This is a genomic window from Burkholderia sp. KBS0801 (assembly GCF_005937855.2).
Taxonomy (GTDB): Bacteria; Pseudomonadota; Gammaproteobacteria; order Burkholderiales; family Burkholderiaceae; genus Burkholderia; species Burkholderia ambifaria.
This window is the reverse complement of sequence record NZ_CP042177.1, coordinates 1984766-2011004: the sequence shown is the minus strand read 5'-3', so window position 1 is coordinate 2011004 and position 26239 is coordinate 1984766. Positions and strand designations below refer to the sequence as shown.

The 26239-nt window shown below is 66.7% G+C and carries 25 protein-coding genes and 1 pseudogene; 12 read left to right on the top strand and 14 right to left on the bottom strand.

Annotated elements, in window-relative coordinates:
* Positions 1 to 5 precede the first annotated feature (5 nt).
* Positions 6 to 1016 carry an inorganic phosphate transporter gene (locus FFI87_RS09515; RefSeq protein ID WP_011657066.1) on the top strand — a complete coding sequence of 337 codons (1011 nt, stop codon included), beginning with the start codon at positions 6 to 8 and terminating at the stop codon, positions 1014 to 1016.
* A gap of 118 nt (positions 1017 to 1134) precedes the next feature.
* Here the strand turns inward: FFI87_RS09515 and FFI87_RS09510 are convergent, their stop codons facing one another.
* The gene (locus FFI87_RS09510) at positions 1135 to 2196 is read right to left on the bottom strand and encodes a C40 family peptidase (RefSeq protein WP_012364033.1); all 1062 of its coding nucleotides are present in this window, start codon (positions 2194 to 2196) and stop codon (positions 1135 to 1137) included.
* A 240-nt stretch (positions 2197 to 2436) separates the two neighbouring features.
* Complete coding sequence (locus FFI87_RS09505) at positions 2437 to 4257, bottom strand: PhoH family protein (RefSeq protein WP_012364032.1); 1821 nt, start codon at positions 4255 to 4257, stop codon at positions 2437 to 2439.
* On the opposite strand from FFI87_RS09505, the pseudogene FFI87_RS35330 reads away from it, so the two are divergent.
* Positions 4153 to 4397 (top strand): annotated as a pseudogene (locus FFI87_RS35330) (hypothetical protein); the annotation flags it as partial. The gene FFI87_RS09505 and the pseudogene FFI87_RS35330 sit on opposite strands and share 105 nt — an antisense overlap.
* Positions 4398 to 4589: 192 nt before the next feature.
* Here FFI87_RS35330 and FFI87_RS09495 read toward each other — a convergent pair.
* The 9 genes from FFI87_RS09495 to FFI87_RS09455 all read right to left on the bottom strand — a co-directional run bounded on the left by FFI87_RS09495 (position 4590) and on the right by FFI87_RS09455 (position 12977).
* On the bottom strand, positions 4590 to 5051 hold the full coding sequence (locus FFI87_RS09495; RefSeq protein ID WP_031403668.1) for a peroxiredoxin: 462 nt from the start codon (positions 5049 to 5051) through the stop codon (positions 4590 to 4592).
* Positions 5052 to 5158: 107 nt separating this feature from the next.
* Entirely contained in the window at positions 5159 to 6055 is an 897-nt protein-coding gene (locus FFI87_RS09490; RefSeq protein WP_011657062.1) for a polysaccharide deacetylase family protein, read from the bottom strand.
* A 12-nt stretch (positions 6056 to 6067) separates the two neighbouring features.
* Entirely contained in the window at positions 6068 to 7123 is a 1056-nt protein-coding gene (locus tag FFI87_RS09485) for a bifunctional UDP-4-keto-pentose/UDP-xylose synthase (protein ID WP_006755950.1), read from the bottom strand.
* A complete protein-coding gene (locus FFI87_RS09480; protein WP_138847588.1) occupies positions 7120 to 8067 on the bottom strand; it encodes a formyltransferase in 948 nt (315 codons plus the stop codon). Before FFI87_RS09480 ends, FFI87_RS09485 begins: the two co-directional genes overlap by 4 nt.
* The gene (locus FFI87_RS09475) at positions 8064 to 9098 is read right to left on the bottom strand and encodes a glycosyltransferase (RefSeq protein WP_012364029.1); all 1035 of its coding nucleotides are present in this window, start codon (positions 9096 to 9098) and stop codon (positions 8064 to 8066) included. Before FFI87_RS09475 ends, FFI87_RS09480 begins: the two co-directional genes overlap by 4 nt.
* 6 nt (positions 9099 to 9104) lie before the next feature.
* The gene (locus FFI87_RS09470) at positions 9105 to 10256 is read right to left on the bottom strand and encodes a DegT/DnrJ/EryC1/StrS family aminotransferase (RefSeq protein WP_138847589.1); all 1152 of its coding nucleotides are present in this window, start codon (positions 10254 to 10256) and stop codon (positions 9105 to 9107) included.
* Positions 10257 to 10405: 149 nt separating this feature from the next.
* Positions 10406 to 10777 (bottom strand): SMR family transporter, encoded by a 372-nt coding sequence (locus FFI87_RS09465; RefSeq protein ID WP_011657057.1) that lies wholly within the window; start codon positions 10775 to 10777, stop codon positions 10406 to 10408.
* 13 nt (positions 10778 to 10790) lie between these two features.
* Complete coding sequence (locus FFI87_RS09460) at positions 10791 to 12467, bottom strand: glycosyltransferase family 39 protein (RefSeq protein ID WP_138847590.1); 1677 nt, start codon at positions 12465 to 12467, stop codon at positions 10791 to 10793.
* 135 nt (positions 12468 to 12602) lie between these two features.
* Entirely contained in the window at positions 12603 to 12977 is a 375-nt protein-coding gene (locus tag FFI87_RS09455; RefSeq protein ID WP_041489817.1) for an Mth938-like domain-containing protein, read from the bottom strand.
* 317 nt (positions 12978 to 13294) lie between these two features.
* On the opposite strand from FFI87_RS09455, the gene FFI87_RS09450 reads away from it, so the two are divergent.
* From FFI87_RS09450 to FFI87_RS09425, 6 genes are all read left to right on the top strand, one after another.
* Positions 13295 to 14533, top strand: a complete 1239-nt coding sequence (locus tag FFI87_RS09450) for a pyridoxal phosphate-dependent aminotransferase (RefSeq protein WP_006754745.1) — start codon at positions 13295 to 13297, stop codon at positions 14531 to 14533.
* A gap of 56 nt (positions 14534 to 14589) precedes the next feature.
* Positions 14590 to 15918, top strand: a complete 1329-nt coding sequence (locus FFI87_RS09445) for a homoserine dehydrogenase (protein ID WP_012364025.1) — start codon at positions 14590 to 14592, stop codon at positions 15916 to 15918.
* 14 nt (positions 15919 to 15932) lie between these two features.
* On the top strand, positions 15933 to 17384 hold the full coding sequence (thrC, locus tag FFI87_RS09440) for a threonine synthase (RefSeq protein ID WP_138847591.1): 1452 nt from the start codon (positions 15933 to 15935) through the stop codon (positions 17382 to 17384).
* 223 nt (positions 17385 to 17607) lie between these two features.
* Positions 17608 to 18855, top strand: a complete 1248-nt coding sequence (gene glp / locus FFI87_RS09435) for a gephyrin-like molybdotransferase Glp (RefSeq protein WP_138847592.1) — start codon at positions 17608 to 17610, stop codon at positions 18853 to 18855.
* 19 nt (positions 18856 to 18874) lie between these two features.
* Entirely contained in the window at positions 18875 to 19132 is a 258-nt protein-coding gene (gene moaD, locus FFI87_RS09430) for a molybdopterin converting factor subunit 1 (protein ID WP_006758354.1), read from the top strand.
* A gap of 10 nt (positions 19133 to 19142) precedes the next feature.
* A complete protein-coding gene (locus FFI87_RS09425) occupies positions 19143 to 19619 on the top strand; it encodes a molybdenum cofactor biosynthesis protein MoaE (RefSeq protein ID WP_138847593.1) in 477 nt (158 codons plus the stop codon).
* A gap of 76 nt (positions 19620 to 19695) precedes the next feature.
* Here FFI87_RS09425 and FFI87_RS09420 read toward each other — a convergent pair whose 3' ends face one another.
* Positions 19696 to 20256, bottom strand: coding sequence for a group III truncated hemoglobin (locus FFI87_RS09420; RefSeq protein WP_138847594.1), 561 nt, complete (start codon positions 20254 to 20256; stop codon positions 19696 to 19698).
* A 262-nt stretch (positions 20257 to 20518) separates the two neighbouring features.
* Between FFI87_RS09420 and FFI87_RS09415 the strand changes: the two genes are divergently transcribed.
* Both FFI87_RS09415 and clpB read left to right on the top strand, forming a co-directional pair.
* On the top strand, positions 20519 to 21037 hold the full coding sequence (locus FFI87_RS09415) for an Rrf2 family transcriptional regulator (RefSeq protein WP_012364020.1): 519 nt from the start codon (positions 20519 to 20521) through the stop codon (positions 21035 to 21037).
* A 145-nt stretch (positions 21038 to 21182) separates the two neighbouring features.
* Positions 21183 to 23780 (top strand): ATP-dependent chaperone ClpB, encoded by a 2598-nt coding sequence (gene clpB, locus FFI87_RS09410; protein WP_011657048.1) that lies wholly within the window; start codon positions 21183 to 21185, stop codon positions 23778 to 23780.
* A gap of 128 nt (positions 23781 to 23908) precedes the next feature.
* On the opposite strand, the gene FFI87_RS09405 is transcribed toward clpB, so the two are convergent.
* Both FFI87_RS09405 and FFI87_RS09400 read right to left on the bottom strand, forming a co-directional pair.
* Positions 23909 to 24340 carry a YidB family protein gene (locus tag FFI87_RS09405; RefSeq protein WP_138847595.1) on the bottom strand — a complete coding sequence of 144 codons (432 nt, stop codon included), beginning with the start codon at positions 24338 to 24340 and terminating at the stop codon, positions 23909 to 23911.
* 88 nt (positions 24341 to 24428) lie between these two features.
* Complete coding sequence (locus tag FFI87_RS09400; RefSeq protein ID WP_138847596.1) at positions 24429 to 25049, bottom strand: ComEA family DNA-binding protein; 621 nt, start codon at positions 25047 to 25049, stop codon at positions 24429 to 24431.
* Between the two features lie 300 nt (positions 25050 to 25349).
* Between FFI87_RS09400 and FFI87_RS09395 the strand changes: the two genes are divergently transcribed.
* The gene (locus FFI87_RS09395) at positions 25350 to 25811 is read left to right on the top strand and encodes a MerR family transcriptional regulator (RefSeq protein ID WP_138847597.1); all 462 of its coding nucleotides are present in this window, start codon (positions 25350 to 25352) and stop codon (positions 25809 to 25811) included.
* Positions 25795 to 26229: a carboxymuconolactone decarboxylase family protein gene (locus tag FFI87_RS09390; protein ID WP_012364016.1), complete on the top strand. Its 435-nt coding sequence runs from the start codon at positions 25795 to 25797 to the stop codon at positions 26227 to 26229. Before FFI87_RS09395 ends, FFI87_RS09390 begins: the two co-directional genes overlap by 17 nt.
* Positions 26230 to 26239 lie beyond the last annotated feature (10 nt).

Below are 26239 nucleotides of genomic sequence, written 5' to 3'. Positions count from 1 at the left end.
CCACGATGCATTCGATACAACTTGCCCTATGGATGGTCGCGACGCTGGTGCTCGTCGCGCTCGTATTCGACTTCATGAACGGCTTCCACGACGCGGCGAACTCGATCGCCACCGTGGTGTCCACCGGGGTGCTGAAGCCCCAGCAGGCCGTCGTGTTCGCGGCCGCGTTCAACGTCATCGCGTATTTCATCTTCCACCTGAAGGTCGCGCAGACAGTCGGCAAAGGCACGATCGATCCGGAGATCGTCGACCACTACGTCGTGTTCGGCGCGCTGATCGGCGCGATCGGCTGGAACGTGATCACGTGGTACTACGGGATCCCGTCGAGTTCGTCGCACGCGCTGATCGGCGGCCTCGTCGGCTCGGCGCTCGCGAAGTCGGGCTGGAGCGCGCTGAACATCGACGGCCTGATGAAGACCGTCGCGTTCATCTTCATTTCGCCGCTGCTCGGCTTCATCCTCGGTTCGCTGTTCATGCTCGGCGTGTCGTGGCTGTATTTCCGCACCGCGCCAAGCAAGGTCGACCGGCGCTTCCGGCGGTTCCAGCTGCTGTCGGCCGGCCTGTACAGCCTGGGTCACGGCGGCAACGACGCGCAGAAGACGATCGGCATCATCTGGATGCTGCTGATCGCGTCAGGCTATGCGTCGGCGACGGCCGATGCGCCGCCTGCGTGGGTGATCGGCGCGTGCTACCTGTCGATGGGCCTCGGCACGCTGTTCGGCGGCTGGCGCATCGTGCGCACGATGGGCCAGAAGATCACGAAGCTCAAGCCGGTCGGCGGTTTCTGTGCCGAAAGCGGCGGGGCGATCACGCTGTTCATCGCGTCGTTCCTCGGTATTCCGGTGTCGACCACGCACACGATCACCGGTGCGATCGTCGGCGTCGGCGCGACGCAGAAGCTGTCGGCGGTGCGCTGGGGCGTCGCCGGCAACATCGTGTGGGCATGGGTGCTGACGATTCCGGCATCGGCGCTGATCGCGGCCGGCGGATGGTGGGTCGGGCACCAGATCTTCTGATTCCGACGCTATCGCCTCGACACGACATGCGCCGCCAACCGAAAGGTTGCGGCGCATTTTCTTTGGTGGTCGGAAAAAGTGCGGCGAGCGACGCGGTTGCCGCCGACGACGAACCGGGTCAGTAACTGCCGTTCGCGAAGCGGGCGATCGGATCGTCCGCGGTGCCCGTGCGCGCGCTGACGGGCGCCGATTGCGTCGACGCACGCAACACCTGCACGGGCTCGATGGTGCGCGGCGACGGCGCGGCGGCGGGCGGCGGTTCGTCGTCGAACGCGGCAGCCTGGGCGGCGGTCAGCGCGGTCGTCGGAATCTGCGTGCCGACCTCCGCCGGGACGGCCGCCGCTGCATTCGCGGTCGGGGCGATCATGTCGCCGTTCGCGGAGCTTGCCTGCTGCCGGGCGGCCTGCATGCGCGGCGGCGGTTCGTACGGATCGGCGGCGGGCGCGGCTGCCGGCGCCACCGCAGCGGTCGATACGATCGCCGCGGCTTGCGCGACCGGAGCGGGAGCCGGGGCCGCGCTCGCTTGCGCAGCGGCATAGGCGGGCTGGCGCGGCGCGGCGGCGGTCACGACAGCGGCCGGTGCGGCCGGCGGTGCGTCGCGCCGTGCCTCGTAGGTCGGCGTATCGAACGGTGCCGGTGTGCCGCGCGGCGGCGCGACACGGCGAATGCCGTCGAAGCGCTTCGCCCAGTACGGGTTCGTCAAATAATCGAGCCGCACGGTGCCGCCGGTCGACGGCGCGTTGACGAAGCGCAGCTTGCCGACATAGATGCCGACGTGCGAGTGCGGGCGTCCGGTCGTATTGAAGAAGATCAGGTCGCCCGGCGCCACCTGCTCGGGATCGATCGACACGCCGCGGCTGCTCATGTCGGCGGTCGTGCGCGGCAGGTTCACGTCGGCCGCGCGGCCGATCACGTAGCGCACGAGCCCGCTGCAGTCGAATCCGCTCGTCGGCGTGTTGCCGCCCCAGCGATACGGCACGCCGACGAGGCTCATCGCCTGGATCGAGATTTCTTCCTGGCCGACGCTGTGATCGACGAATTTCGGGAAATTGGCGGGCGGCGGGAACGCGCGCGGGGTCGTGATTTTCATGCCGGAGGTGCGCGATGCCGACTGCGGCGGCACGCTGGAGCAGGCCGCGAGCAGTGAAACAACGGCGACGGGAACCCAGATTCGAAGCATGGCAAAGCGGACGAGCGCGGCGCACTCGCCAATCGTATGACAACAGACAGACCTGATGGTAGACGTTCCGGCGGGGCTTAGGCAACCATTCCTGAGAATTTACTTGAAGTTTCGCGCGTAAGTGCGGCCGTTGCGTTACGAAGCGTGACCAACGTTTCCGACCCCAAAAATAAAAACGGCGCTCCGGAAACGGAGCGCCGCGTGGGCGTCGACGGCCGGCGAGAGCCGGCGTGCCGTGCGTTACAGGATGTCCGACGCGTAGTCGGCGAGCCGCGAGCGTTCGCCGCGCGCGAGCGTCACGTGGCCGCTGTGGCCCCAGCCCTTGAAGCGGTCGACGACGTAGGTCAGGCCCGAGCTGCCTTCGGTCAGGTAAGGCGTGTCGATCTGCGCGATGTTGCCGAGGCACACGATCTTCGTGCCGGGGCCCGCGCGCGTCACGAGCGTCTTCATCTGCTTCGGCGTCAGGTTCTGCGCTTCGTCGATGATCAGGTACTTGTCGACGAACGTGCGGCCGCGCATGAAGTTCATGCTCTTCACCTTCAGGCGCGAACGGATCAGCTCCTGCGTCGCCGCACGGCCCCATTCGCCGGCCGCGTCGTCGGTCTTCTGCAGTACCTCGAGGTTGTCGTCGAATGCACCCATCCACGGCTGCATCTTCTCTTCCTCGGTGCCGGGCAGGAAACCGATGTCCTCGCCGACGGGCACGGTCGCGCGCGTCACGATGATCTCGTTGTAGCGCTTGTCGTCGAGCACCTGCGCGAGGCCGGCCGCGAGCGCGACGAGCGTCTTGCCGGTGCCGGCCTGGCCAAGCAGCGTGACGAAGTCGATCTCGGGGTTCATCAGCAGGTTCAGCGCGAAATTCTGCTCACGGTTGCGCGCGGTGATGCCCCACACGTTGTTCTTGTGGTGGCTGTAGTCGCGCAGCGTCTGCAGCAGCGCCGTCTTGCCGTTCAGTTCGCGGACGATCGCGTGGAACGTCGGCTCGCCGTTCTGCGGCTCCAGATAGACGAACTCGTTGACGAGCATCGACGCGACGAGCGGGCCGGTCACGCGGTAGTACGTGGTGCCCGTCTTCGTGTCCTGCCAGCTCTCCATGCCCTTCGCGTGCTTGGTCCAGAAATCCTGCGGCAGTTCGCGCACGCCGTTGTAGAGGAGATCCTTGTCCTCGAGTACCTGGTCGTTGAAGTAGTCTTCAGCGGGCAGGCCGAGCGCGTGCGCCTTGATCCGCATGTTGATGTCTTTCGACACCAGCACGACCTGGCGGTCCGGCCGGTCGCGCTGCAGCGCGCGCACGACGCCGAGGATCTGGTTGTCGGCCTTGCCTTCGGGCAGGCCTTCGATCGGCGCGATGTCCGCGAGCTTCGTCTGGAAGTACAGGCGGCCGAGAGCCTCGCGGCTGCCGAGGCGCGACAGCGGAATGCCGGCCGAGATCGGGCCGCCGTCGGCGACCAGCGAGTCGAGCGTGCGGCTCACCTGGCGCGCGTTGCGCGCGACTTCGGACATCCCCTTCTTGTGATTGTCGAGTTCCTCGAGCGTCATCATCGGCAGATAGACGTCGTGTTCCTCGAAGCGGAAGAGGCTGCTCGGGTCGTGCATCAGCACGTTGGTGTCGAGCACGAACAGCTTCTGCAGTTCGGCTTCGGCCGGCTTGCGGCTGCGCGACTTCGTCGCCGCGCCGGCATCGCGCGCGGGCGCCGCGGACGGTTTGCCGGCGGCCGGCTTGTCGTTGCGTGCAACGACCGGCGCGGCGGGGGCCGCGGGTGCCGCCGGTACGGCCGGCGCCGGCATCGGCTGAAGCAGTGCAGCCGTCTGCCGGGACTTGCGGCCGCGTGCGGGCGTGCTTGCGGTGTCGTGCTCCGACGACGCGACGGCGCGCAGCGGTGCGGTCGTGTTCGCGGCTTCGGTCATCGGTTGGGCCACGCTGGCCGGACCGTAGTCACCGGCTGTGGATGCGTCCCCTTCGGCGGATTTCTTCGCGGCTTTCGCGGGCCGCGCTTTCGCCTTGTATTCGTCGGGCGGCAGCAGGCTGCCGAGCTTGCTGGGGGGGGTAGGCAAAGGCATGGTGTCCCTCGGGAGGAATCGTGTCGCATGAAGTGCGCCGCTGATCGCATCCTGCGTGACGTAGACGCATGCAGTTTGCGCGCGGTGGCGCACAGGAATTTCGTCGAGCCGGTTCGCCTAAGTGTCGGTCAACTCCTTGACGAGATGACGGCCGGACCGAGAGCCGGCACGCAGTCCATAAAAAAAGCCGCTGCCCCGTGGACCGGGACATGCGGCTCGGCTGATACCGTCGTGATGCGCGTCAGGTGCCGGCAAGCAACGCAACGGGCACCGGCGCAGCTACGAGAAATATGGGGCGAACTGGCATTCATTGCGGCCCAATATAGCGCGGCTCAAAGCGCTTGTACAGCACTTAGCACGTCGTCCACGTGGCCGGGCACCTTGATGCCGCGCCATGCCTGACGGAGCACGCCGTCGGCGTCGATCAGGAACGTCGAACGCTCGATTCCGCGCACTTCCTTGCCATACATTTTCTTCATCTTGATGACATCGAACAGCGCGCACAGCGCTTCGTCGGCATCGGAGATCAGCGGAAACGGCAGCTCGAGCTTTGCCTTGAAATTGTCATGCGAGCGCAGGCTGTCGCGCGACACGCCGATGACTTCGGCGCCAGCCTTCTTGAACTTCGGATAGAGATCGCGGAACTGCAGGCCTTCAGTCGTGCAGCCCGGCGTGTTGTCCTTCGGATAGAAATACAGGACGAGCTTCCTGCCCTTCAGGTCGGACAGCGAAATGTCGCCGCCCGTGGCCGGTGCGGTGAAATCGGGAACTTGACGGTCAACTTCGACGGACACGTGTTTCTCCTGTTGTTATGGAAAGCGCCGCTCGGGCGGCGCGGTTCGGCGGGGGCGCTGCGGCACGCCGCGAGGGCGGGGCGGGCGGTGCCGGCGCGCACGCACGCTCAGTCGGGCTGGACGATCAGTTCGCCGGAGCGGCCGGGGATTTCGCCCCACGTGACAGGGTACGATGGCAGCGAGTCGCGGTCCAGCGTCGCGTGGTAGTCGCCCATCGTCGCAAACGTATGGCCCTGCGCGCGCCAGCCGGCAAGCAGCTGTTCGAACACCGGCGCGAGCTTCTGGCCTTCCAGTTCCGCGTGCAGCGTGAACACCTGGTCGTGCGGATTGGCTTGCGTGAACTTCAGGATGTGCGCGGCGACGTTGTGCGTGTCGATGCCGTCGATGCCGAGCACTTCGTCGAGCGTCGGCAGCGTGGTCGGCATCTGCACGTGCGACAGCGTGCGGCCGCCGACCACCGGCAGGTACGGCGAATGGCCGCGGCCGTCGGATGCGTAGCGCATCCCCCATGCGTCGATCTGCTCGAATGCGGCGTCGTTCATCTGCCAACCGGCCGCGCCGTGCGTGACGGGCGGTGCGCCGAAGATGTCGATGAAGCGCGCGTGGCTCTTCTGCATTTCACGCGCGGTCCAGTCGCGATCGCGCACGCGCACGTTGTCCTGCCAGTACACGTGATCCCACGTATGGATCCCGCATTCGAAGCCGGCCTCGTGGATCGCGCGCATGTCGGCGATCGCACGGCGGCCGATGTCGGGGCCGGGCAGCAGCACGCCGTACATCAGCTGCTTCACGCCGTAATGCTCGACCACTGACGTGCGCGACACCTTCTTCAGGAAGCCGGGTCGGAACACGCGCCGCAGCGCCCAGCCCGTATGATCGGGCCCGAGGCTGAAGAGGAAGGTCGCGCGCGCGCTGAAGCGGTCGAAGATGCGCGCGAGGTTCGGCACGCCTTCGCGCGTGCCGCGCAGCGTGTCGACGTCGATCTTGAGGACGATACGAGCCAAGCGAGCGTCCCGTCAGTTCTGCTGCTCGACCAGCGCGCGCGCGTCGGCGACATGGCCGCGATACGCTTCGAAGATCTTGCGCAGTGCGTCGTCGAACGTCGATTGCGGCGCCCATGCGAGTTCCTGCATCGTGTTGTCGATCTTCGGCACGCGGTTCTGCACGTCTTGATAGCCGTTGCCGTAGTAGGCGCCCGACGTCGTTTCGACGAGCTGCACCTGCTTCGCGGAGCCGGCGTATTCCGGGTATTCGGCGGCCAGTTCGAGCATCTTGTGCGCGAGCTCGCGAACCGAGAAGTTATTCTTCGGATTCCCGATGTTGTAGATCTTGCCCGACGCGACGCCGTTCTTGTTGTCGATGATCTTCATCAGCGCGCTGATGCCGTCGTCGATGTCGGTGAACGCGCGCTTCTGCGAGCCGCCGTCGACGAGGCTGATGTTCTCGCCGCGCACGATGTGGCCGAGGAACTGCGTGACGACGCGCGAGCTGCCTTCCTTCGGCGTGTAGATCGAGTCGAGGCCCGGGCCGATCCAGTTGAACGGGCGGAACAGCGTGAAGTTCAGGCCTTCCATCCCGTAGCCCCAGATCACGCGGTCCATCAGCTGCTTCGAGCACGCGTAGATCCAGCGCGGCTTGTTGATCGGGCCGTAGGTGAGCGCCGATGCGTCCGGATCGAACTGCTCGTCCGAGCACATGCCGTAGACCTCGGAGGTCGACGGGAACACGAGGTGCTTGCCGTACTTGACGGCCGAACGCACGATCGGCAGGTTCGCCTCGAAGTCGAGCTCGAACACGCGCAGCGGCTGCTTGACGTAGGTCGCGGGCGTCGCGATCGCCACGAGCGGCAGGATCACGTCGCACTTCTTCACGTGATACTCGACCCACTCCTTGTTGATCGTGATGTCGCCTTCGAAGAAATGCATCCGCTCGTGGTTGACGAGGTCGCCCAGCCGATCGGTCTGCATGTCCATGCCGAACACTTCCCAATCGGTGGTTTCAAGAATGCGCTTCGACAGGTGATGGCCGATGAAGCCGTTCACACCCAGGATCAGGACTTTTTTTGCTTTCATGAATGACGGGAAGAATGAATGAACTGCGCGAATTCCGCGGGCGTCACGACGGTTTCGCTGCCGTCGCGCTGCTGCCACAGCTCGAGAATGGATAGGGCGCGACTGTCGCCGCAGACGCCGAATAGCGCATTATCGCTTACGTGCAGGCCGGGCGGCAAATCTGCCGCCGCCGCGGCGGCGGTGCTGCCGGGCGCAGCGAGGCGCGCGCGGGCGATCACGAAACGCGTGTCGCCGATGTCGGTGAATGCGCCCGGATACGGGGGCGCGACCGCGCGCACCAGGTTGTAGACCTGCGCGGCCGGCTTCGACCAGTCGATGCGGCCGTCTTCCGGCTTGCGGCCGCCGTAGTAGCTGCCGTTCGCGAGCTCGTTCGGCAGGTGCGGCGCTTCGCCCGCAAGCAGTGCGGGCAGCACGCGCCAGAGCGTCTGCTCGGCGGCCACCGTCACCTTGTCGAACACCTGGGCGGCCGTGTCGTCCGGCAGGATCGGCACCGCGGTCTGGCCGATGATCGCGCCGGCGTCCGGCTTCGCGGCCATCTCGTGCAGCGTCGCGCCGGTTTCCGTTTCGCCGTTCAGCACGGCCCAGTTGGTCGGTACCCGACCCCGGTATTTCGGCAGCAGCGAACCGTGCATGTTGTACGCGCCGCGCGGCGCGATCGCGAGCAGGTCCACCGGCAGCATGTGGCGGTAATAGAACGAGAAGATGAAGTCCGGCTGCGCGTCGGACACCGCGCGGCCCAGCGCCGAGTCGGCGGGGTCGGCCGGCGTGGCGACGGGAATCCCGTGCTCGGCGGCAACCGATGCGACGCTGCCGAACCAGATGTTCTCGTTCGGGTTGTCCTCGTGCGTGACGACGAGCGCGACGTCGACACCGCGTGCCAGCAGCACCTGCAGGCAGCGCACGCCGACGTTGTGATACGCGAAGACGACGGCGCGCGGCTTCATTGCGCGGCCCCCGAGCGGTTCATGCCCGGCACCGCCGGCATCCCGTCGTGCTGTTCGAGCACGGCCTGGATCAGGTAGCGCGGCCGCGCACGCACCTGCTGGTAGATGCGGCCGACGTATTCGCCGAGCAGGCCGAGCGCGAAGATGATCACGCCGAGCAGGAAGAACGTGATCGCGAACAGCGTGAACACGCCTTGCACTTCCGCGCCGACGATGAAGCGGCGCACGAGCAGCAGCACGAACAGCGCGGCGGAGCCGAGCGACAGGATCACGCCGATGAACGACAGCCACTGCAGCGGCACGACCGAGAAGCCCGTCACGAGGTCGAAGTTCAGCCGGATCAGGCTGTACAGCGAGTACTTCGACTCGCCCGCGAAGCGCTCCTCGTGCGCGACCTCGATTTCGGTCGGGTTCTGCGCGAACGTGTACGCGAGCGCGGGGATGAACGTGTTGACTTCGCCGCACACGTTGATCGTGTCGATGATGCGGCGGCTGTATGCGCGCAGCATGCAGCCCTGGTCGGTCATCTTGATCCGCGTGATGCGCTCGCGCAGCCGGTTCATCATCTGCGACGCCTTGCGCCGCCACAGGCTGTCCTGACGCTGCTTGCGGATCGAGCCGACATAGTCGTAGCCGTCGCGCATCTTCTCGATCAGCTTGCCGATTTCCTCCGGCGGGTTCTGCAGGTCGGCATCGAGCGTGATGACGATGTCGCCGCGCGACTGCGCGAAGCCGGCGAGGATCGCCATGTGCTGACCGTAGTTGCCGTTGAGCAGCACGACGCGCGTCGTGTCGGGACGCACGTGGAACTGGTCCGCGAGCATCGCGGCCGAGCGGTCGCGGCTGCCGTCGTTGATCAGGATCACTTCGTACGACGTGCCGAGTGCGTCGAGTGCCGGGTAGAGCCGCGCGAACAGCGCAGCCAGGCCCTCTTCCTCGTTGTACACGGGGATGATGACCGATACCTCCGGGTTCGCGGCGCCCGGATGCCCGGCGCCCGGATGCCCGGCGCGTGCTTCAAGGTGATTCATGTACGCTTATTTTCCGTATTGATCGCAAATCTGGTTGATGGCGTCGGCCACGCGACGCACGTCGTCTTCGGTCATCTGCGTGAAGAGCGGCAGCGTGACGGTCGACGCGCCGTACCGTTCGGCGTGGGGGAACATGCCCTCCTGGAAGCCGCGCGCACGATACAGCGTGAAAAGATGGACGGCCGGGTAGTGGACGCCCGTGCCGATCCCGCGTTCCTTCATCTGCGCCATGAAATCGGCGCGCGAGATCGACAGCCGCTCGAGCGGCAGCGTGACCTGGAACATGTGCCAGTTGCTGTTCTCGAAATCGGCGACGGGCAGGCCGAGGCCGAGCTTCACGGCCGGGCCGTCGCCGAGCGCGGCGAAATACGCGCGCGCGAGCGCGCGGCGCTGCGTGGTGAAGCGCTCGAGGTGCGGCAACTGGCCGAGGCCGACGCGCGCGGCGACGTCGGTCAGGTTGTACTTGCCGCCGAGCACGTCGCAGTCCATCCCGTCCAGGCCGGTGCGCGTGATGCCCTGCAGCCGGTACTTCTGCGCGAGCGTCGCCTCGTCCTCGTCGTTCAGCACGAGCGCGCCGCCTTCGATCGTCGTCAGGTTCTTGTTCGCGTGGAAGCTGAACGACACGATGTCGCCGAACGCGCCGATACGCTTGCCTTGCCACGTCGAGCCGAGCGCCTGCGCGGCGTCCTCGATCACGCGCAGGCTGTGCGCGCGCGCGATCGCGTACAGGCGGTCCATGTCGACCGGCAGGCCGGCCAGGTAGACCGGGATGATCGCCTTGGTGCGCGGCGTGATCGCCTGCTCGAGCTTGTCGAGGTCGATGTTGCGCGTGACCGGGTCGATGTCGGCGAACACGGGCGTCGCGCCGGTCTCGAGAATCACGTTGCTGGTCGACACCCACGTCGCCGGCGTCGTGATCACCTCGTCGCCGGGGCCGACGCCTGCGATGCGCAGGCCGATCTCGAGCGTGCAGGTGCCCGAATTGAACGCGCGGACCGGACGGCCGCCGCAATACTCGGACAGCGCGGCTTCGAATTTCTGGCTTTGCGGGCCGGTGGTGATCCAGCCCGAGCGCAGCACCTCGACGACGCCCTGGATGGTTTCCTCATCGATCTCGGGGCGGGTGAACGGCAGAAACGGAGCGGTAGTCTGGCTCATGAACACGTTAGCCTGTAATGGCGTGTAATAAAGGGGTCGGGCGGTCCGGCCCGAAACCGGCATTAAACACCGGTTGGCGGATTCGTACCGTGATTTTTTGTAGGCGGACGCTTAATGCGCGTGGGTGCACCCGGGCCCGCCGGGCACGCTCAGCTGCGCGCGAGCACGAGCACGCCGATCAGGATGATGCCGATCCCGACGAGCCGCTGGACCGACAGCACTTCGCCGAACAGGTACCACGCCGCGAACGCGTTGACCACGTAGCCGAGCGACAGCATCGGATACGCGATCGACACGTCGACCCGCGACAGCCCGACAATCCACACGACGACGCTCAGCACGTAGCAGGCGAGGCCGCCGATGATCGGCAACTGGGTCGCGATCTTCAGGCCGACGGGGATGATGTTCGCGCGGCTGAATTCGAAGTGTCCAACTGCGTTGACGCCGGCTTTCAGCAGAAGTTGCGCACAGGCGTTGAGCATCACGCCGGTGACGATGCAGACGAGCGAAACGGGATTCATGCGGTGGACGTCCTTACGATTGCGGTTTCTCGACGATCACGCGGCGGTTGTCGCGCGCGATCACGCGCATCGGCACGCGTTGCTTGACCAGCGTGTCGTACTGGCCGGGCGGCATGATCGCGAGCGCATGGGTTTCCTGTTTCCAGCGTTCGATCCATTGGTCGACGGTCGGGATCCATTTGTTCGGCTCGACCGAGATGCCGAAGGCGAGCTCGTCCTGGCGCTGGACCATGATCGTCGTATGGCCCATATAGAACGGGAACGTGTGATCGAGCATCTCGATCGAGTAGAACGGCGTGTCGGGCGGCAGCTTCGCCAGTTCGGCGCGCACGGTGGGCGCGAGCAGCGCGCCCGAGCTGTAGCGGCCGAACTCGTCGTGACCAGTGCCGCCGATCGTGCCGAACGCGAGCCACGCGGCGCCGAACGCGGCGATCGCGGCCGCGACGCCCACGCGGCGATTGAGCCACGCGGCGGCGAGCGTCAGCGCGGCCGCGACCGCGAGGCCCGCATACAGCCACATCTGGAACGCGCGGTACAGCGCGTTCGGCGTGCGGGCGTCGCCCTGGTACGCGAGGAAGATGATCCCGAACGCCGCGACCACGAAGAACACGAGGTAGCCGAGCAGGTGGCGCCGGAACCGCTCCGCGGTCATCAGCGGCAGGTACGCGCCGATCATCAGCGCGAGCGCCGGCGCGACCGGCAGCACATACGAGATCAGCTTCGAATGCGACACGCTGAAGAACACGAAGATGAACGCGCTCCAGATCAGCAGCACGAGCATCGGGGAGAAGCCGTTCGGCTGGCGCGGCATGCGCAGCGCGTGGCGGAGGCTCTGCCACGCGACCGACAGCCACGGCAGGAAGCCGACCAGCAGCACCGGCACGAAGTAGTAGAGCGGGCCCGGGCGGTTCTGTTCCGGGGTCAGGTAGCGGCGGAACTGCTGGACGATGAAGAAGAAATTGAAGAACTCGGGGTTGCGCTGCTGGACGAGCACGAACCACGGCGTGACGATCGCGAAGAAGATCACGAGGCCGCTCACCAGATAGAGCCGCTTCCACAGCGCCCAGTCGCGGGCGACCAGCGTATAGAGCACCAGCACGGCGCCGGGCAGGATCACGCCGACGAGGCCTTTCGACAGCACCGCGAACGCCATCGCGGCCCAGCACGCCCACATCCAGCCGTGCACCGCGCCCGCGCGCAGCCCGGGGCGCTGCGCGAGCAGCAGCGAGCAGAGCGACAGCGCCATCCAGAACGCGAGCCCCATGTCGAGCGCGTTGAAGTGGCCCATCAGGTTCCAGTATGGCGAGCACGCGAGCACGACCGCCGCGAGGAAGCCCGACAGCGGGTTGAACAGGCGCGCGCCGGTGAAGCCGACCAGCAGCACGCCGGCGAAGCTGGCAAGGCCCGTGTAGAGGCGCGCCTGCCATTCGCCGATGCCGAACCATGCGAACGTCAGCGCGTTCAGCCAGGTCTGCAGCGGCGGTTTCTCGAAGTACTTGTAGCCGTTGTAGCGCGGCGTGATCCAGTCGCCGGTGACGAACATTTCCCGCGCCATCTCCGCGTAGCGGCCTTCGTCGCTCGGGATCAGGTGCCGCAGCCCGAGCGGCGCGAACCAGACGATCGCGAGCGCGAGGAACAGAAGGGCGAGCGTGATGCGATTGAGCGGTAGCCTCGACGGCGTATCGTTCATGGATGTTGAGCCTGTTGGTTGTTGTGATGGGCCGCCGGCGGGTTGCGCCGGGGGCGGGCGGCCTGCCGGGTATCGATCCGGTGATGATTCGGGGATCGACCCGGTGCGCCGGCCCGTGTTTTACCGCATCGGGGATTAACGTTCAATTAAGAGCGCGGCGGCGACTTTGCGGCCCTCGGCCATCAGGATGTTGTAGGTGCGGCAGGCGGCCTGGAAATCCATCGTCTCGACGCCGATCCGCTTGGCCGTGAGCGCGGCCACGAGCCGCGGGTGCGGGAAGCGCAGCCGCGCGCCGCTGCCGAAGATCACGAGTTCGGGCGCCGGGTCGAGCAGCATCGCGAAATGCTCGGGCGCGAGTGCGTCGAACGACGACACCGGCCATTCCCGCACCGGTGCGCCGGGCAGTACGATGACGCTCCCTTCGTGGCGTTGGAGGTTGACGTCGACATAATCGGGGCCGTAGCCGGTGACGGTGTTGAGCGCGCCGCTCGTGTCCTGGTGCAGTTTCAAATCGTTAATCCGCGGTTTCCGTAGGGGAGTGTCTGGCACGGGCCGCAGGGGCCCGGGCGGCCGGTTTCGCGAGCCGGCGCACACGGGACGCCTGACGGCGCGGGCCCGCAGCGGCCATGGTGCATTGCGAAAGTCGGCCAAAATCCGCTAAATTATAACTTTTTGGTCGCCCCCGGGCGCCACTTGCGTCGTGCGTCGTCACAAGCGCCGTCCGACCGCCCGCTTTTTCCCAGTCTAGACAGCGCGCACAGACCGTCCGCTCTCCAGTTTTGATCCCGTCCCCCCGGCCGCAAGGCCAACCCAGGAACCGTGTCGTCGTGAAACCGATTCAGAAGTCGAACAAGCTGCTCAACGTCTGCTACGACATCCGTGGCCCGGTGCTCGAGCACGCGAAGCGCCTCGAGGAAGAAGGCCACCGCATCATCAAGCTGAACATCGGCAACCTCGCGCCGTTCGGGTTCGACGCGCCGGACGAGATCATCCAGGACATGATCCGCAACCTGCCGGCGTCGTCCGGCTATTCGGATTCGAAGGGGGTGTTCTCGGCCCGCAAGGCCGTGATGCACTACACGCAGCAAAAGGGCGTGGTCGGCGTCGGCCTCGACGACATCTACATCGGCAACGGCGCGTCCGAACTGATCGTGATGGCGACCCAGGCGCTGCTGAACGACGGCGACGAGGTGCTGCTGCCGGCACCCGACTATCCGCTGTGGACGGCCGCCGTGAGCCTGTCGGGCGGCACGCCCGTGCACTACGTGTGCGACGAGCAGAACGCGTGGATGCCCGACCTGGACGACATCCGCCGCAAGATCACGCCGAACACCAAGGCGATCGTCGTGATCAACCCGAACAACCCGACGGGCGCCCTTTATTCCGACGAATTGCTGCTCGAGCTGCTCGGGATCGCGCGGGAGCACGGGCTGATCGTGTTCGCCGACGAGGTCTACGACAAGATCGTCTACGACGGGCTGGAGCACACCGCGCTCGGTTCGCTGTCGGAAGACGTGATCACCGTCACGTTCAACAGCCTGTCGAAGAGCTATCGCTCGTGCGGCTACCGCGCGGGCTGGATGGCCGTGTCGGGTCTGGGCGGCGACAATCGCCGGCGCGCGAAGGATTACCTGGAAGGCCTCGGGATCCTGTCGTCGATGCGCCTGTGCGCGAACGTGCCCGGCCAGTTCGCGATCCAGACCGCGCTCGGCGGCTATCAGAGCATCAACGAGCTGATCGTGCCGAGCGGGCGCCTGTACAAGCAGCGCGAGCTCGCGTACGACATGCTCACGTCGATTCCCGGCGTGACCTGCGTGAAGCCGCAGGCCGCGCTGTACATGTTCCCGCGCCTCGATCCCAAGCTCTATCCGATCCAGAACGACCAGCAGTTCATCCTCGACCTGTTGCTCGAGGAGCGTGTGCTGCTCGTGCAGGGAACGGGCTTCAACTGGGCGGCCCCGGATCACTTCCGCGTGGTGTTCCTGCCGAACCTCGACGACCTGACCGATTCGATCAACCGGATCGCGCGCTTCCTCGACGGCTACCGCAAGCGCCATTCCGTCTGAGCGGACGGGTCCCCCGGCATTCAATCATTCATTCTTACTCATCGACCACACGCAGCATGGAACCGATCAAAGTTGGCCTGTTGGGCTTCGGCACCGTCGGCAGCGGCACCTTCACGGTGCTGAACCGCAATCAGGAAGAAATCAAGCGCCGCGCGGGGCGCGGCATCGAGGTCGCGCGCATTGCCGTGCGCAACCCGGCCAAGGCGCAGGCCGCGCTCGGCGGTGACGCCGGCGGCGCGCAGATCACCGATGATTTCAACGCGGTAGTGGACGATCCGTCGATCGCGATCATCGCCGAGATGATCGGCGGCACGGGCATCGCACGCGAGCTCGTGCTGCGCGCGATCGCGAACGGCAAGCACGTCGTGACGGCGAACAAGGCGCTGCTCGCGGTGCACGGCACCGAGATCTTCGAAGCCGCGCGCGCGAAGGGCGTGATGGTCGCGTTCGAGGCGGCCGTGGCCGGCGGCATCCCGATCATCAAGGCGCTGCGCGAAGGCCTGACCGCGAACCGCATCCAGTACATCGCGGGCATCATCAACGGCACGACGAACTACATCCTGTCGGAAATGCGCGACCGCGGGCTCGACTTCGCGACCGCGTTGAAGGCCGCGCAGGAGCTCGGCTACGCGGAAGCCGATCCGACCTTCGACATCGAAGGTGTCGACGCCGCGCACAAGGCGACCATCATGAGCGCGATCGCGTTCGGCGTGCCGGTCCAGTTCGACCGCGCGTACGTCGAAGGCATCAGCAAGCTCGACGCAACCGACATCCGCTACGCGGAAGAGCTCGGCTACCGGATCAAGCTGCTCGGCATCACGCGCCGCGCCGAAAACGGCATCGAGCTGCGCGTGCATCCGACGCTGATTCCCGAGAAGCGCCTGCTCGCGAACGTCGAAGGCGCGATGAACGCGGTCGTCGTGCACGGCGACGCGGTCGGCACGACGCTGTACTACGGCAAGGGCGCGGGCGCGGAACCGACCGCGTCGGCGGTCGTCGCGGATCTCGTCGACGTCACGCGCCTGCATACGGCCGACCCCGAGCATCGCGTGCCGCATCTCGCGTTCCAGCCGGACAGCCTGTCGAACACGCCGATCCTGCCGATCGACGAAGTGACGAGCGGCTACTACCTGCGCCTGCGCGTGGCCGACCAGACGGGCGTGCTCGCGGACATCACGCGCCTGCTCGCCGAGACGGGCATCTCGATCGACGCGCTGCTGCAGAAGGAATCGGAGCAGGTCGACGACGCGAACGGCGAAACCGACATCGTCCTGATCACGCACGAGACGCTCGAGAAGCACGTCAACAAGGCGATCGCGCAGATCGAAAGCCTCGCGACGGTGGTCTCGAAGGTGACGAAGCTGCGCATGGAAGCGCTGAACTGAGGACCAGGAACGACATGAACTACATCTCCACGCGCGGCGCCGGCATCGGCGAGCGCCATACGTTCTCCGACATCCTGCTCGGCGGTCTCGCGAAGGACGGCGGGCTGTACCTGCCGGCCGAGTATCCGAAGGTGTCGGCCGACGAACTGGCGCGCTGGCGCGCGCTGCCGTACGCGGATCTCGCATTCGAGATCCTGTCGAAGTTCTGCGACGACGTGCCGGCCGACGACCTGCGCGCGATCACGCGCCGTACGTATACGGCCGCCGTATACAGCAACACGCGCCATGGCGAGAACGCGTCCGACATCACGCCGCTGAAGACGCTCGGCACCGAGAACGGCACGGCGTTGTCGCTGCTCGAACTGTCGAACGGCCCGACGCTCGCGTTCAAGGACATGGCGATGCAGTTGCTCGGCAACCTGTTCGAGTACACGCTCGCGAAGCACGGCGACGCGCTGAACATTCTCGGCGCGACGTCGGGCGACACGGGCAGCGCGGCCGAATACGCGATGCGCGGCAAGGCCGGCGTGCGCGTGTTCATGCTGTCGCCGCACAAGAAGATGAGCGCGTTCCAGACGGCCCAGATGTTCAGCCTGCAGGATCCGAACATCTTCAACCTCGCGGTCGAAGGCGTGTTCGACGACTGCCAGGACATCGTGAAGGCCGTGTCGAACGATCACGCGTTCAAGGCGCAGCAGAAGATCGGCACGGTCAACTCGATCAACTGGGCGCGCGTCGTCGCGCAGGTCGTGTACTACTTCAAGGGCTATTTCGCGGCGACGCAGTCCAATGAAGAGCGCGTGTCGTTCACGGTGCCGTCGGGCAACTTCGGCAACGTCTGCGCGGGTCACATCGCGCGGATGATGGGCTTGCCGATCGCGAAGCTCGTGGTCGCGACCAACGAGAACGACGTGCTCGACGAATTCTTCCGCACCGGCGCGTATCGCGTGCGCAGCGCGGAGAACACGTATCACACGAGCAGCCCGAGCATGGACATCTCGAAGGCGTCGAACTTCGAACGCTTCGTGTTCGACCTGCTCGGCCGCGATCCGGCACGCGTGATGCAGCTGTTCCGCGACGTCGAGGAGAAGGGCGGTTTCGACCTTGCGGCGAGCGGCGATTTCGCGCGCGTGGCCGAGTTCGGCTTCGTGTCGGGCCGCAGCAGCCACACGGACCGCATCGCGACGATCCGCGATGTGTTCTCGCGCTACGACACGATGATCGATACGCACACGGCCGACGGCGTGAAGGTCGCGCGCGAGCATCTCGACGCGGGCGTGCCGATGGTCGTGCTGGAGACGGCCCAGCCGATCAAGTTCGGCGAGACGATCCGCGAAGCGCTCGATCGCGAAGCCGAGCGGCCGGCTGCATTCGACGGGCTCGAGGCGCTGCCGCAGCGTTTCGAGGTCGTGAAGGCCGACGCGCAACAGGTGAAGGCCTTCATCGCCGCGCATACGGGCGCGTAACGCAGCGCCGGGCTGCCGGGCTCGGCGGCACAGGACGGCCGGAATGCCGATTCGTCGCACGGATCGGGGTTCCGGCCGTCTCATTTGGTGGCGGCCGCGCGAAGCAAGTGTCAGTGCCGCGCGTTCGCGCCGATCACAGTTGCCGCATGTCCGCCATATCGCACGTGCGCGCGACGGCGTCGCTACAATGACGTATTGACTCCAACGATCCCCGATTCCCCCGATGTCGAACCCGAATTCCGTGGCGCCGCGCGCGCCGATGCTGTCGACCGCGGAAGCGCTCGCCGCGCTGCTCGATGCCGCGAAGCCGCTGCCCGGCGCCGAAACCGTCGCGACGCTCGATGCGCTCGGCCGCGTGCTGGCGGCCGACGTGAGCTCGCCGCTCGACGTGCCGCCGATGCATACGAGCGCGATGGACGGCTATGCGGTGCGGGTCGCCGACCTGCTGCACGGCGAGCGGCGCCTGCCGGTGTCGCAGCGGATCCCGGCCGGCCATCCGGCCGCGCCGCTCGCGGCGGGCACGGCCGCGCGGATCTTCACCGGTGCGACGGTGCCGCCCGGCGCCGACGCCGTCGTGATGCAGGAACAGGCGTCGGCCGACGGCGACGCGGTCGAGATCCTGCATACGCCGAAGGCCGGCGAATGGATCACCGCGCAGGGCGCGGACATCCGCCAGGGTTCGGTGATCCTGCCGGCCGGCACGCGGTTCACGCCGCAGGCGCTCGGCCTGGCCGCGTCGGTTGGCTGCGCGCAGCTGTCGGTCGCGCGGCGGCCGCGGGTCGCGGTGTTCTTCACCGGCGACGAACTGACGATGCCGGGCGAGCCGCTGAAGCCCGGCGCGATCTACAACTCGAACCGCTTCACGCTGCGCGGGCTGCTGGAGCGGCTCGGCTGCCACGTGACCGACTACGGGATCGTGCCCGACTCGCTTGCCGCGACCCGCGACACGCTGCGCGAGGCCGCGCGCGATCACGACGTGATCCTGACGAGCGGCGGTGTATCGGTCGGCGACGAGGATCACGTGAAGCCGGCCGTCGAGGCCGAAGGGCGGCTCTCGCTGTGGCAGATCGCGATGAAGCCCGGCAAGCCGCTCGCGTTTGGCGCGGTGCGTCGCGGCGACGAGCGTCCCGGCGCGCACTTCATCGGGCTGCCGGGCAACCCCGTGTCGAGCTTCGTCACGTTCCTGCTGTTTGTGCGGCCGTTCCTGCTGCGCCTGTCCGGCGTGCGCGACGTCGCGCCGCGCGCGCTGTCGCTGCGGGCGGATTTCTCGCAAAGCAAGGGCGACCGGCGCAACGAATTCCTGCGCGCGCGCGTCAACGCGGCCGGCGGCCTCGACCTGTTCCCGAACCAGAGTTCGGCGGTGCTGACGTCGACGGTCTGGGGCGATGGCCTGATCGACAATCCGCCGCAGCACGCGATCAGCGCGGGCGAGACCGTGCGTTTCATTCCGTTTTCCGAACTGCTGTCGTAACGCGACGGCTTCCCGACCTATGAAGATTCAGCTGAAATTCTTTGCAAGCGTGCGCGAGGCGCTGGGCGTGTCCGACGAGCAGGCCGACGTGCCCGACGGCGTGACGACCGTCGGCGACGTGCGCGCATGGCTGCGCCTGCGCGGCGGCGCGTGGGCCGAGACGCTCGCCGAAGGGCGCGCGTTGCGCATGGCGTGCAATCACGAAATGACCGACCCCGACACGCGGCTCACCGACGGCTGCGAGGTCGCGTTTTTTCCGCCGGTGACGGGCGGATGAGGGGTTTGTCATGGCAACGATACGAATCCAGACCGATGACTTCGACCTGAATGCCGAAGTGGCGGCATTGCGCGCGCGCAACCCGAAAATCGGTGCGCTCGCGTGCTTCGTCGGCACCGTGCGTGACCTGAACGAAGGCGATTCGGTCGCCGCGATGGAGCTCGAGCACTATCCGGGGATGACCGAGAAGGCGCTCGAGAAGATCGCCGCCGAGGCTGGCCGGCGCTGGCCCGGCATCGACGTCGCGATCGTGCATCGCGTCGGCCGCTTGCTGCCGCTCGACCAGATCGTGATGGTCGCCACCGTCGCGTCGCACCGCGGCGACGCGTTCGCGTCGTGCGAGTTCGTGATGGATTACCTGAAGACCGAGGCGCCGTTCTGGAAAAAGGAAACGACGCCGGACGGCGAACGCTGGGTCGATGCCCGCAGCACCGACGATGCGGCGCTCGCGCGCTGGGGCGTCGAATCGGGGAACACGCGGCGCTGAGCGCGGCATCGCGGCGTGCGGCATTGTGCCGCGGGCGGTCGAGCGCTCCGGCGTTCAAGCGCCGCGATTCGCCGCGTCAGGCGTCCGGATCGACGCCGCGCCCGATGATCTTCGTCGGAAACGGCTCGCCACGCGCGCGCGACGGCAGCGCGTCAGGATCGTCGCCCGCGTCGCGGCGGCGCGGCGCGACCGCATCGAGCAGCGCCTGCTGCTCGGGCGGGATCTGGTAGTCCCAGCCGAAGCGGCTCAGCTGCAGGCTTTGCGCGATCCGCAGCGCGGGTTCCATGAAGCGGAGCGCCGCTGGCGGTGTGTAGCGCCCCTCGACGGTCTTCAGGAACAGCGACAGCCAGCGGCTGAAATGCGCGGGCTCGATCCCGTCGAGCGGCTGGTGCGCCTGCTGCACGTTGCCGCGATAGCCTTTGGTACCGAGCACGAGGCTCGACCAGAAGCTGACCATCTTCGGCAGATGGTCGTCCCAGCGGCCATCCAGCTTCGCGTCGAACACGGGCCCGAGCAGCGGATCGGCGCGCACGCGGTCGTAGAACGCGTACACGAGATCGCGGATATTGTCTTCGGTCGGTTCGGCGTCGCGGGGGCGGGCCGGCGCGGTATCGGGCGAGGCGGGCAGGGCAGTCATCGCAAAAAGGGCCGGAAAATTCGGGGCGTTGGCGGAGCCCGTGGGTGCGGCAGCGCAGGGAATGCGCAGGACGCCGGGCGGATTTTGACGCAAAATAGCGTCGACCATTGCCTGAAAAATGCGTGGATTCCATGCATCTTATTGCGCGCAGGCCGTCCCGGCAACCCGGCGCCTTCAGGCGCGCCCGCCGGCCGGTCCGGCGCGCGCCGATCGACCCGGTCCGCATGATCGGGGCACGATCGATCATTTTCCGTATCCGCTCATGAGACTCACCGACTACACCGACTACTCGCTGCGCGTCATGCTGTATCTCGCCGTGCGCGGCGATGGGCTCGCGACGATCCAGGAGATCTCGGACGCCTACGGCATCTCCAAGAACCATCTGATGAAGGTCGTCCAGCAGCTCGGCGAGCTCGGCTGGGTCGATACCGTGCGCGGCCGCAACGGCGGGCTGCGACTGTTCCCCGACTCGCTGAAGCTGACGGTCGGGCAGGTGGTGCGCGCGACCGAGAACGATTTCGCGCTGGTCGGCTGCTTTTCCGCCGACGGCGGCGAGTCGCGCGGCTGCGTGATCGAGCCGCAGTGCCGCCTGAAGGGCGTGCTGGCGGCCGCGCGCGATGCGTTCTTCGCCGAACTGGACGGCCACACGCTCGGCGAGCTGGCCGAACCCGCGTCGCCGCTCGTCGCGCTGCTGGGCATTCGTCCGATCGCGCTGGTGCGGGCCGAGCCGTCCGGGGATGACGCGCTGGCGTCCGTGGTAGTGCCGTCGAAGGCCGGCTGACACGCCGGCGTTACCCCGCATCCCGCTGCCCTGTGCCCATGAACCGATGCGTGTGTTTTTTGCGCTGAATCAACCCGAATTTCGCTTGAAACCCGCATAACCATCCTCATCTTGGTGTTAATCGAAAATTGGAGGTCTCGACTAAATGAGAATCGACAAGCTCACCACCAAGTTCCAGGAAGCACTGGCAGACGCGCAAAGCCTCGCGGCAGGCCGCGACAATCAATACATCGAACCGGTTCACGTGCTGGCGGCGCTGGTCGCGCAGCACGACGGCTCCGCCCGCTCGCTGATGTCGCGCGCCGGCGTTCATGTGCAGGCGCTGCAAGGCGCGCTGAACGAGGCCATTTCGCGCCTGCCGCAAGTGACGGGCACGGGCGGCGACATCCAGATCGGCCGCGAGTTGGCCGGGCTGCTGAACCAGGCCGACAAGGAAGCGCAGAAGCTCAACGACACGTTCATCGCGAGCGAGATGTTCCTGCTCGCCGTGTCCGACGACAAGGGCGAAGCCGGCAAGCTCGCGCGCCAGCACGGCCTGTCGCGCAAGTCGCTCGAAGCCGCGATCGCCGCGGTGCGCGGCGGCTCGCAGGTGCACAGCCAGGACGCCGAAAGCCAGCGCGAGGCGCTGAAGAAATACACGGTCGACCTGACCGAGCGCGCCCGTGCGGGCAAGCTCGACCCGGTGATCGGCCGCGACGACGAAATCCGCCGCTCGATCCAGATCCTGCAGCGCCGCACCAAGAACAACCCGGTGCTGATCGGCGAGCCGGGCGTTGGCAAGACCGCGATCGTCGAAGGGCTCGCGCAGCGGATCGTCAACGGCGAAGTGCCCGAGACGCTGAAGGGCAAGCGCGTGCTGTCGCTCGACATGGCCGCGCTGCTCGCCGGCGCGAAGTATCGCGGCGAGTTCGAGGAGCGCCTGAAGGCCGTGCTCAACGACATCGCGAAGGACGAAGGCCAGACGATCGTGTTCATCGACGAGATCCACACGATGGTCGGCGCGGGCAAGGCCGAAGGCGCGATGGATGCGGGCAACATGCTGAAGCCGGCGCTGTCGCGCGGCGAGCTGCACTGCATCGGCGCGACCACGCTCGACGAATACCGCAAGTACATCGAGAAGGACGCCGCGCTCGAGCGCCGCTTCCAGAAGGTGCTCGTCGACGAGCCGAGCGTCGAGGCGACGATCGCGATCCTGCGCGGGCTGCAGGAGAAGTACGAACTGCACCACGGCGTCGACATCACCGACCCGGCGATCGTCGCCGCGGCCGAGCTGTCGCACCGCTACATCACCGACCGTTTCCTGCCGGACAAGGCGATCGACCTGATCGACGAGGCTGCGTCGAAGATCAAGATGGAAATCGATTCGAAGCCCGAAGAGATGGACAAGCTCGATCGTCGTCTGATCCAGCTGAAGATCGAGCGCGAGGCCGTGAAGAAGGAGCAGGACGAAGCGTCGCAGAAGCGCCTGCAGCTGATCGAGGAAGAGATCGACCGTCTCGGCCGCGAATATGCGGACCTCGAGGAGATCTGGACCGCCGAGAAGGCCGCCGTGCAGGGCAGCGCGCAGCTCAAGGAAGAGATCGAGAAGGTGCGGGCCGACATCGTGCGCCTGCAGCGTGAAGGCAAGCTGGAGAAGGTCGCCGAACTGCAGTACGGCAAGCTGCCGCAACTCGAGTCGCAACTGAAGCAGGTCACGCAGGCCGAAGAGCAGGAGCAGCACAACCCGACGCGTCCGCGTCTGCTGCGCACGCAGGTTGGCGCGGAAGAAATCGCGGAAGTCGTGTCGCGCGCAACCGGGATTCCGGTGTCGCGGATGATGCAGGGCGAACGCGAGAAGCTGCTGCACATCGAGGAAAAGCTGCACGAGCGCGTGGTCGGCCAGGACGAGGCGATCAGCGCGGTCGCGGATGCGATCCGTCGTTCGCGCGCGGGTCTCGCCGATCCGAACCGTCCGTACGGCTCGTTCCTGTTCCTCGGCCCGACGGGTGTCGGCAAGACCGAGCTGTGCAAGGCGCTGGCGTCGTTCCTGTTCGATTCGGAAGAGCACCTGATCCGCATCGACATGAGCGAGTTCATGGAGAAGCACAGCGTCGCGCGGCTGATCGGCGCGCCGCCGGGCTATGTCGGCTACGAGGAAGGCGGCTACCTGACGGAAGCCGTGCGCCGCAAGCCGTACAGCGTGATCCTGCTCGACGAGATCGAGAAGGCGCATCCGGACGTATTCAACGTGCTGCTGCAGGTGCTCGACGACGGTCGCATGACCGACGGGCAGGGGCGTACGGTCGACTTCAAGAACACGGTGATCGTGATGACGTCGAACCTCGGCTCGCAGGTGATCCAGGCGATGACGGGCGCGCCGCAGGAAGAGATCAAGGACGCCGTGTGGATCGAGGTGAAGCAGCACTTCCGTCCGGAGTTCCTGAACCGGATCGACGACGTCGTCGTGTTCCATGCGCTCGATCGCAGCAACATCGAATCGATCGCGAAGATCCAGCTCGCACGCCTGCACGACCGGCTCGCGAAGCTCGACATGGCGCTCGACGTGTCGCCGGCGGCGCTCGAACAGATCGCGAAGGTCGGCTACGATCCGGTGTTCGGCGCGCGGCCGCTGAAGCGCGCGATCCAGCAGGAGATCGAGAACCCGGTCGCGAAGCTGATTCTCGCGGGCCGCTTCGGCCCGAAGGACGTGATCCCGGTCGACGTCCACGACGGCGAGTTCATGTTCGACCGCGTCGTGCACTGAGCGCCGCTGATCGGCCGCCCGCCCGGTTCGCGCCGGGTGCGCAAAAACAAACACCCCGCTCAGGCGGGGTGTTTGCATATGGAGCGGCCGAAACCGCTGCCGGGGCCGTCAGGCGGTGCGGTGCGGGCTCAGGCCGGCTTGTTGCCGCCGAACATGCCGGCGAGCTGCGTGAGCGTGCCGAGCACGTTCGACGTATCGACCTGGCCGCCGGCCGGCACTTCGCCGTTCGGCGTCGCGCCGTTGACGACGTGCGGCAGCACCTGCGCGAGGATCGACGAGGCCTGCGACGGATCGATGCCGACCTTGGTTGCCAGCGCGCCGACGACGTCGGAGCCGAGCACGTTCTGCAGCGTGTCGCCCGAGATCGGCTGGTTTTCGCCGTTGCCGACCCACGAGCCGATGATCTCGCCGGCGCCGCCGGCCTTGAACTTCTCGATCAGGCCGTTCAGGCCGCCCGGCTGGTTGTTGATGAATTCGAGCGCGGTCGTGATGAGCGCGCTTTGCGAGTTGCCGCCGGCCTGGCCGCCGATCAGACCGCCAACGATGTCGAGGAGACCCATGGTTCTTCACCTTCACTGAAAAGGGCGCCGCAGCAACGGCGCCCGTTGATCGAAAGCCGCGCGCACGCCGTCGCGCGCGCGGCGCACATCAGGCGCCCGACGCCGCGGCGGCGGAGGCTGCCTTGTCCTTCTTGCTCTTCTTCTTCGAACCCTTGGTCGCCTTCGTGGACGACGCAGCGGCCGGCGCGCTCGCGCCTGCACCTGCATCGGCGGATGCCGCCGCGGCTGCGGCCGCCTTCTCTTTCTTCGATGCGCGCTTGCTCTTGGCGGGCTTGGCCGCCGCTTCCGGCGCGTTGGCGGCCGGTGCGGTCGCCGTCGTGCCGGTCGGCGTGGTCGTCGCGGTCGTCGGCGTCGAGGCGGTGCCTGCCGACGTCGTGGCCGACGTGGTCGCCGACGTCGTCGCGGTTGGCTTCGACAGCTTCACGCCCTTCGGCGGCGTCGACGAGCCGCCGATCGTCAGGCCGTTTTCCTCGAGATGCCCGACCGATTTCGTGCCGAGACCCTTCACGCGGTTCGCGAGATCGTCCGCGTCCTTGAACGGGCCGTTCTTGGTGCGTTCGTCGATGATCGCCTTCGACTTCACTGGCCCGAGCCCCTTCACCGCTTCGAGCGCGGCCTGGTCGGCCGTGTTGACTTCGACGGCCGCGGCGAGGCCGGCGGCAAGCGACAGCGACAGCGCGACGAACAGCATCAGCAGCTTTTTCAGCATGGCAAGGGCTCCCTGGTTCTGACGGATGAATGGGCGTTGCAACGGACGACTGGACGAGACCCGGCCGGGCGTCGCCGTTAAGCATAGGACAAATGCGTGCCCTTTTTAAGACAGGCGATGACCGAATCTTGCTGAAGGCTTGCGCCGCTGTAAAGACAGAAAGCTGCACCGGGCCGCGGTTTTGACCATTCTTTACGGTGTCCGCGATGCGGTCCGCAGCGCGGACCGCAAATTATTTGATATGGCCATGCGACGATGCTTGACTTAGAGTGAACTCTAACTCCTAACCTTGTTCCTGCCATGTCGAAAACCGTATCCAAACCTTCCGCCGCCGGTCCGCTGACGATCGGGCAAGTCGCCGAACTGACCGGCGTGTCGACGCACACGTTGCGGTATTACGAGCAGGCCGGCCTGCTGCGCGCGATTTCGCGCACGGCGGCCGGGCACCGGCTCTATGCACCGGCCGACCTGGACTGGCTCGCCTTCGTGATGCGCCTGAAGGCGACCGGCATGCCGATCGCGCAGATGCAGCAGTTCGCGGCGTTGCGGGCACAAGGCGAGTCGACGTTCGGTGAGCGGCGGCGGTTGCTGGCCGCGCATCGCGACGCGGTGCGCGCGCACATTGCCGAGCTGCAGGCGAGCCTCGACGCGATCGGCGACAAGATCGCGTACTACGAGACGCAGGAGCGCGAGACGGAACGACGGGCGAAATCTACTCATTCACTCTCTGAACAGGACGGACACCATGGAACGACTCGTTGAAGACCGCTATACGCGTGGCTGGAACAAGCTGAAGGAAATCGACGGCGAAGCGGGCGAACGCGTGGTCGCGGCGCTCGCGCCGATCGCGCCCGACTTCGGGCGGCTGCTCGTCGAGTTCAGCTTCGGCGACATCTACAGCCGGCCGCAGCTCGACCTGAAGGCGCGCGAGATTGCGACGATCGCCGCGCTCGCTGCGCTCGGCAATGCGCAGCCGCAACTGAAGGTGCATATCGAGGCCGCGCTGAACGTCGGCTGCACGCGCGAAGAGATCGTCGAGGTGTTCATGCAGATGGCCGTCTACGCGGGGTTCCCGGCCGCGCTGAACGCGTTGTTCGCAGCGCACGAGGTGTTCACGCGACGCGATGAAGCGCTCGGCCGCGACGGCGCCGAAACCGGGGCGGCCGCGCACACGGCGTGATGCGAAGCGT